Source organism: Vermiculatibacterium agrestimuris (genome assembly GCF_943193085.1).
GTDB classification, from domain to species: Bacteria; Bacillota; Clostridia; order Oscillospirales; family Oscillospiraceae; genus Vermiculatibacterium; species Vermiculatibacterium agrestimuris.
In genome coordinates this window covers 1-5,216 of sequence record NZ_CALPCU010000049.1, presented here as the reverse complement: position 1 = coordinate 5,216, position 5,216 = coordinate 1, and the positions used below count along the sequence as shown (strand labels likewise).

Genomic DNA, 5,216 nt, shown 5'->3' with positions numbered 1-5,216 from the left:
GGGCGGCGCGCAGCGCCGCTCGAATCCTTCACCCGTTGCCAAAAAAGGAGCTCCAAGGCATATGCCTTGGAGCTCCTTTTCGTGTAACACCCTGACAAAATAGATGCCGCTCGAACATTTGACAAAACGGGGCCCCCGCGGAAACACGAAGTGTTTTCGTGGGGAAAGGAGGAGCAGCAGAATGAGCGCGCTCTGACTTTTGAAAAAAGTCGGAGCAAGCGATATGACGCTTGCTCCGACGTGGTGACCCGGCGGGGGCTCGAACCCCGGACAACCGGCTTAAAAGGCAGGTGCTCTACCAACTGAGCTACCGGGTCATATGGCTGGGATGGCTGGACTCGAACCAGCGATGCGGGAGTCAAAGTCCCGTGCCTTAACCGCTTGGCTACACCCCACTATCATCCGCCTGGGGCAGGAAAGAAAAAGCGAGGGGCCGAAGCCGAAGCTCCGGCCCTTCCGCCATGTCTGGGGTGGGCGAAGGGACTCGAACCCTCGACACTCGGAACCACAATCCGATGCTCTACCAACTGAACTACGCCCACCATATGCAATTATGCGGACAATAAAAGGGATGGTACGCCTGAAGGGACTCGAACCCCTGACCCACTGCTTAGAAGGCAGTTGCTCTATCCACCTGAGCTACAGGCGCATATCATGCGCTCCCTGGGGCCCCCGGGTCGCCGTCCCTCAGGCGACCTGGGGAAAGGAGGGGCAGCGAAACGAGCGAGCTTTCGGTGGAACCGGAAGCGAGGGATGTGATGCTTGCCCCGACGCTGGAGCGGGTGATGGGAATCGAACCCACGCGACCAGCTTGGAAGGCTGGGATTCTACCATTGAACTACACCCGCACGGGTTTGACTGACATATCGTCAGCCCAAGTATCATAGCATATCTGCCCTTCCCTTGTCAATCCCCTTTTTTCCATCTCTCCTTCTCCCTTTGACAAAAACTCCTTCGTATGCTTTCTCTCCCCTCGGTAAAACTGGGACAAAGAGGAGGCGAGGATTTGGCGGTATTCTTCTGGCAATTTTTCTTCTATAGTTTTTGTGGCTTTCTTCTGGAGGTGGCCTTTGCCCGGGCCATTCACAGCTCCAAGCGGGATCGAAAGTGCCACCTTCTGCTCCCCGTCTGTCCCGTGTACGGTGTGGGAGCCCTGGCCATTTTGGCGCTGCCGGCGGCGGTCAAAGCCTCCCCTGTGCTTCTGTTCCTTGCCGGGGCAGCGGTGTGCACCCTGGTGGAATGGTGCCTCTCCCTCTTTTATGAGCGGGCCGCCGGAGTGGCCTTCTGGGACTACCGCGCCCTCCCGCTGAATCTGGGTGGGCGGGTATGCCTGCTCTTCAGCCTGTTCTGGGGGCTATTGTCCCTGCCCCTCACTTACGGCCTGGAGCCGATCCTATCCCAGTGGGCCGCCGCCATCCCGGCGGCGGTGACCATCCCGGCGGCCCTGTTCTACCTGGGGGACGCCGCCACCTCACTCTTCCTTCTCCGCCGGGGCGGAACGGAAGCCCTTCGGTGGTATGTCCGGTTTATACCTTCCGCAGCTCGTTGAGGGTGTCCTCCACAGTCTTCTTCGGGATGTAAGCTCCGGCGACGGCGATGAGCTGCTCCAGCGTCACCGTTCTGGCCGCCCCCAGCATGGGGTGGCGCATCACCATGGGGAACTTTTTTTGAAAGACCGCCTTGGCGGGGGCATAGTCCAGCAGCTCCCCCACAGTGATCTTGTTGTTTTTCAGATTCATTGTATCACCTCCCAGCCATTCTATGCCGACCACCCCGGATTTTGACTTGCCACCTTTGTCCAAACCCGATATAATAGTAGGCAACTATTTGTCCCACCGGGAGGTCACTGTCATGCTCCATCCCTTCAGTCAGCATTTCCCCCGCCTCTCCCCCACCGCCCGTGTGGCGGATAACGCCTCTCTCATCGGGGCGGTAGAGGTCTCCGACGAGGCCAGTATCTGGTTCGGCGCGGTGCTCCGGGCCGACTGCGCCTCTATCTCCATCGGCCCCGGCGCCAACGTGCAGGACAACTGCGTCCTCCACGGCGGCGAGGGCGGCCCCATCCGCCTGGATCGGGACGTCAGCGTAGGCCACGGCGCCATCCTTCACTGCTGCACCGTGGAGGAGGGCTGCGTCATCGGTATGGGCGCCATCCTTCTGGACGGCTGCGTCATCGGCGCCGGCTCCCTGGTGGCGGCGGGGGCCCTGGTGACTAAGGACACCGTCATCCCCCCTGCCAGCCTGGTCATCGGCCGCCCCGCCAAGGTGGCGCGGGCCCTCACTGAGGAAGAGGTGGCCGCAAACTACCAAAACGCCCAGATCTACCGCTCCCTGTCGGTCCAGGAGCTGCCCCTGGCCGCTGAGGTCTCACCATGAGACCCCCAAAGCATTCCTGGCGGGCGCAGTGGAAAAGCCTGTCCAGAGAGAAAAAAGTGCTGGCCGCCGTCTATACTCTTCTGCGTTACTCGGTCATCGCCGTCCTCATCGCCCAAGTCTTTAACCGGGACTTTGAAAGTGTGTTCCTGTGTGTGCTCACCCTCATCTTGTTCCTCATCCCCAACTTCGTGGAACAGCGGCTCCACATCGACGTGCCGGACACCCTGGAGGTCATCATCCTCCTGTTCATCTATTCCGCCGAGATCCTGGGGGAGATCCGCGCCTTCTACATCACCTTCCCCTACTGGGACACTATGCTCCACACCCTCAACGGCTTTCTCTGCGCCGCCATCGGCTTCTCTTTGGTGGACATCCTCAACCGCAACTCCAGGCTCACCAGCTTCTCCCTCTCCCCCGCCTACATGGCGGTGGTGGCCTTCTGCTTTTCCATGACCGTGGGCGTGCTCTGGGAGTTCTTCGAAGCCGCCATGGATCAACTCCTCCTGCTGGATATGCAGAAGGACGCCATTGTCAACGTCATCTCCTCGGTGAAGCTGGATCCCGCCGGGAGCAACACCCCCACCGTCATTCAGGACATCGCGGACGTGATCATCGTTCACTCCGACGGCTCCCAACAGGCTCTGGGGCTGGGCGGCTACCTGGATATCGGCATCCTGGACACCATGAAGGATCTCTTCGTCAATTTTATCGGCGCGGTGATCTTCTCCGTCATCGGCTACTTTTACGTCAAAAAGCGGGGCAAAGGCCGCTTTGCCCGCCGGTTCATCCCCCGGGTCATGGACGCCCAGAACACACCCTCCTGACTTCCCGCACATGAAACCTCCCCCCTGGGGGCATACTGACTGTGTCCCAAATTTCGAAATGTCAGGGAGGAATCATCTATGCAACGCAGCAATACCGGTAATCCCAGCATCAAGTGCTCCGTCAACTCCTGCGCCTACCACGCCGGCAGCTCCGGCATGTGCACCCTTCAGGCCATCCAGGTGGGCTGCACCTGCAAGGACGTCAGCAAATGTGAGGCCACCGAGTGCGCCTCCTTCCAGCTGGGCGACCACGGCTCCAACTGCAGCTGCCGCTGAACGGCGCAGACCCCCTCTCTTTGAGGGGGTTTACATAAAAAGGAGGGCTGGTATGTCCTATTGGCTTTACATTCTCCGCTGCGGAGACGGCTCGCTCTATACCGGCATCACCACCGACGTGGAGCGGCGCCTGGCTCTCCACCGCAGCGGCAAAGGGGCCAAATACACCAGAGGCCGCAGCCCTCTGACCGTGGTCTACCGGGAGGAGCAGCCCGACAAATCCGCCGCTCTGCGCCGGGAGGCGGCGGTGAAAAAGCTCACCCGGGAGGAGAAACTGGCCCTCATCGCCGCCGGAAAATAGTTTACATAATAAAACGGACGCCTTCCGGCGTCCGTTTCCCTTTATCGGTAGACCCGCTCTGTGTGCTCCTGAAGCCTTTTGCCGATGTACCAGGCCAACTCTCCGCAAAGAAAACCCACCAGGGCGCCGCAGAGCACGTCGCTGGGGAAATGCACCCCCACATAGAGCCTGGACAGGGCCATCACCGCCGCCATGACCACCGCCGTAACACCGGCCCACCTCCAGGGCAGAGTGTGGAAGAAGGCCGTGGCCGCGGCAAAGGCCGCGCTGGTATGCCCCGAGGGGAAGGAGTTGGGATCCCGCTCCGTCACCAACGGGATCAGCTGCGGCAGGATGAGCCAGGGCCGGGTGCGCGCCACGGCGTGCTTAATGATAACATTGGTGAACAGCAGGCTGAACGCCAGCGCCAGCGCTCCGGTCAGGCCCGCCCGCCGGGTCTTGGGGCAGAGCAGAAGCAGAAGGCACAGGGCGATCCACAGCAGGCCGTGATCTCCCAGCTTGGTGTAAAACGACAGGATGGGATCTGTTATCCCATTGCGCAGAACCTCCTGGATCCACAGCAGGAAGGTTCCCTCGACCTGTCCCAAAGCGTCCATCATGCCGTCCACCGGGCACAGGCCCGCCACTCTCCCAGGGTCGCCAGCGCCTGGGCGCTGTCCTCCCCCACCGTAAGGGTCAGGGTGACCTCCTGCTCTGCTATGCCCAGCCGCTGTGCCGGGAGCAGCTCCTCCGCCGGCAGGCAGACCGTCAGAACAGTCTCCTCCGCTTTACGCAAAACGCGCACGCCGGTCGCTCCCACCTGGAAGGAGCCCTCCCCCGCCGTCAGCGCCTGCGCGCCCTTGGCCGCCAGCTCCGCCGCCGTCGCCGCGTTTGTCAATGGAATGGCGGACAGGGGCGTGCCGGGGTCTACCGTTTCAGCCAGCTCTCTGGCCCAGCGCTCCACCCAGGGAGAGAGAAGCCCCGCCTGGGTCTGCACCTGGGTCAGACTCCATTTCCGCGCATCGGAGCATCGGTCTTCCATCAGGATCACCGTCCGCTCCTCCCGATCCCAGCCTACCTCATAACCCAAAGCGGCTCCCGCCGCCCGGAGGGGCAGATAGGCAACACCGTCCCGCTCATAGGTCACCGGCACGGCAGCTTCCCATTCATCACGGAACAGGCGCACATTCTCGCCCTGCCGCTGCGCCTGGGCCCCCAGCAGGGCCGCCAGCTCCGCCTGGGGCAGGTAGGCCCTGCCCTGAACAAGCTCCGGGATGGCCTCTGTCACCATCCCGTTCACCTGCACCGAGGGCACCTGTCCTGCCCCCGCCGGGGCAAACCCCGCCAGGAGCAAAACTCCCACAGCCATCATGGACGCCAAACGTTTCTTTCCCATTTTTCCACTCCTTCCATCTGCCGCTGTAAAAATCGGGAGGGGGGGGGGGGGGGGGGGGGGCGCG

Annotated in this window: 8 protein-coding genes and 5 tRNA genes; 5 read left to right on the top strand and 8 right to left on the bottom strand. The window is 61.9% G+C overall.

The window, feature by feature from the left end; translation table 11 throughout:
* Nucleotides 1-241: 241 nt before the first annotated feature.
* From NFR87_RS10315 to NFR87_RS10295, 5 genes are all read right to left on the bottom strand, one after another.
* A tRNA-Lys gene (locus NFR87_RS10315) sits at nt 242-317 on the bottom strand.
* Between the two features lie 3 nt (nt 318-320).
* Nucleotides 321-395: transfer RNA gene (locus NFR87_RS10310), tRNA-Gln, on the bottom strand.
* Nucleotides 396-466: 71 nt separating this feature from the next.
* A tRNA-His gene (locus NFR87_RS10305) sits at nt 467-542 on the bottom strand.
* Nucleotides 543-572: 30 nt separating this feature from the next.
* Nucleotides 573-649: transfer RNA gene (locus NFR87_RS10300), tRNA-Arg, on the bottom strand.
* A 125-nt stretch (nt 650-774) separates the two neighbouring features.
* Nucleotides 775-848: transfer RNA gene (locus NFR87_RS10295), tRNA-Gly, on the bottom strand.
* 158 nt (nt 849-1,006) lie between these two features.
* On the opposite strand from NFR87_RS10295, the gene NFR87_RS10290 reads away from it, so the two are divergent.
* Entirely contained in the window at nt 1,007-1,549 is a 543-nt protein-coding gene (locus NFR87_RS10290; protein ID WP_251449395.1) for a putative ABC transporter permease, read from the top strand.
* Here the strand turns inward: NFR87_RS10290 and NFR87_RS10285 are convergent.
* On the bottom strand, nt 1,527-1,739 hold the full coding sequence (locus NFR87_RS10285) for a hypothetical protein (RefSeq protein ID WP_251449393.1): 213 nt from the start codon (nt 1,737-1,739) through the stop codon (nt 1,527-1,529). The genes NFR87_RS10290 and NFR87_RS10285 overlap by 23 nt on opposite strands.
* A gap of 112 nt (nt 1,740-1,851) precedes the next feature.
* Between NFR87_RS10285 and NFR87_RS10280 the strand changes: the two genes are divergently transcribed.
* The 4 genes from NFR87_RS10280 (at nt 1,852) to NFR87_RS10265 (ending at nt 3,777) form a co-directional block, all read left to right on the top strand.
* On the top strand, nt 1,852-2,376 hold the full coding sequence (locus tag NFR87_RS10280; RefSeq protein ID WP_251449391.1) for a gamma carbonic anhydrase family protein: 525 nt from the start codon (nt 1,852-1,854) through the stop codon (nt 2,374-2,376).
* Nucleotides 2,373-3,200: a DUF2238 domain-containing protein gene (locus NFR87_RS10275; protein WP_251449389.1), complete on the top strand. Its 828-nt coding sequence runs from the start codon at nt 2,373-2,375 to the stop codon at nt 3,198-3,200. Before NFR87_RS10280 ends, NFR87_RS10275 begins: the two co-directional genes overlap by 4 nt.
* A gap of 78 nt (nt 3,201-3,278) precedes the next feature.
* The gene (locus NFR87_RS10270; RefSeq protein WP_251449388.1) at nt 3,279-3,476 is read left to right on the top strand and encodes a DUF1540 domain-containing protein; all 198 of its coding nucleotides are present in this window, start codon (nt 3,279-3,281) and stop codon (nt 3,474-3,476) included.
* Nucleotides 3,477-3,528: 52 nt separating this feature from the next.
* Entirely contained in the window at nt 3,529-3,777 is a 249-nt protein-coding gene (locus NFR87_RS10265) for a GIY-YIG nuclease family protein (RefSeq protein WP_251449385.1), read from the top strand.
* A gap of 41 nt (nt 3,778-3,818) precedes the next feature.
* On the opposite strand, the gene NFR87_RS10260 is transcribed toward NFR87_RS10265, so the two are convergent.
* Together NFR87_RS10260 and NFR87_RS10255 are read right to left on the bottom strand one after the other, a co-directional pair.
* Complete coding sequence (locus tag NFR87_RS10260; protein WP_251449383.1) at nt 3,819-4,403, bottom strand: phosphatase PAP2 family protein; 585 nt, start codon at nt 4,401-4,403, stop codon at nt 3,819-3,821.
* On the bottom strand, nt 4,373-5,152 hold the full coding sequence (locus NFR87_RS10255) for a stalk domain-containing protein (protein WP_251449381.1): 780 nt from the start codon (nt 5,150-5,152) through the stop codon (nt 4,373-4,375). The genes NFR87_RS10260 and NFR87_RS10255 overlap by 31 nt, the downstream gene beginning before the upstream one ends.
* Nucleotides 5,153-5,216: the final 64 nt, after the last annotated feature.

Coding starts and splice junctions, on each gene's coding strand:
- NFR87_RS10285 (WP_251449393.1), bottom strand. CDS start 1,739: ATGAATCTGAAAAACAACAAGATCACTGTGGGGGAGCTGCTGGACTAT.
- NFR87_RS10280 (WP_251449391.1), top strand. CDS start 1,852: ATGCTCCATCCCTTCAGTCAGCATTTCCCCCGCCTCTCCCCCACCGCC.
- NFR87_RS10275 (WP_251449389.1), top strand. CDS start 2,373: ATGAGACCCCCAAAGCATTCCTGGCGGGCGCAGTGGAAAAGCCTGTCC.
- NFR87_RS10270 (WP_251449388.1), top strand. CDS start 3,279: ATGCAACGCAGCAATACCGGTAATCCCAGCATCAAGTGCTCCGTCAAC.
- NFR87_RS10265 (WP_251449385.1), top strand. CDS start 3,529: ATGTCCTATTGGCTTTACATTCTCCGCTGCGGAGACGGCTCGCTCTAT.
- NFR87_RS10255 (WP_251449381.1), bottom strand. CDS start 5,152: ATGGGAAAGAAACGTTTGGCGTCCATGATGGCTGTGGGAGTTTTGCTC.